The sequence below is a fragment of the Actinokineospora sp. NBRC 105648 genome (genome assembly GCF_030269645.1).
Lineage (GTDB): Bacteria > Actinomycetota > Actinomycetes > Mycobacteriales > Pseudonocardiaceae > Actinokineospora.
Map to the genome: position 1 here is coordinate 1 of NZ_BSTR01000114.1, position 681 is coordinate 681.

Annotated in this window: 1 pseudogene; it reads right to left on the reverse strand. The window is 68.6% G+C overall.

From position 1 onward, the window contains the following. Positions 1 to 449, reverse strand: a pseudogene (locus QSK30_RS36610) (hypothetical protein); the annotation flags it as partial. Between the last annotated feature and the right edge of the window lie 232 nt (positions 450 to 681).

Here is a 681-nt window from a genome sequence, read left to right on the forward strand (position 1 = left end):
GCCCGCCGTGTCACGGCCATGGTGACGTCGGTGAGCTTGTCGCGCAGGTCGGTGACCGCCTCAGCCGCCACGAAGACCAACAACACCGGCACCGAGTGCAGCACCACCCCGGCCGCGCTCCCGGCCGCCCACGACTGCCACGTGTTCATCACGTACGTCGCGCCCAGGGTCCCCCACTTCGCCGCGCGCACCCACCGACCCGTGGACACCTGGTAGCGAGAGGTCACCTGTTCGGCCCGCAGCACCGCCAACAACACCAACGACACCGTCGGGTCCAGCACCCACGCGGCCAACCAGGGCAGCGACCACACCGCCGCACCCGCAGCGGCGAACGCCTGCACGTTGGTCGTGGTGAACGCCAACCCCAACACGATGCCCGACCAACACAACCAATCCACCTGCGACCGGACACCCTCGACCCGCGACACCACCACAGCGGTGTCCTCCACAAAGGACTGCCCTTCCGCGGAAAGGTCACCATGTTCCCGCAGGTCAGGACCATGATCAACACGCTGATGCGGGGTCATCGGCGACCACCCCGCCTACGCGGACCATCCACTGTGGTCACCGTCAGAGCCCGGGTGAGCGCGTAGGAGACGATCAACGCCGGCAGGCCCAGCACGGCGACCACGGCCCACCCGCTCACCGAGGGCCGGGTGAGCACCAACCACTGAACGCCCA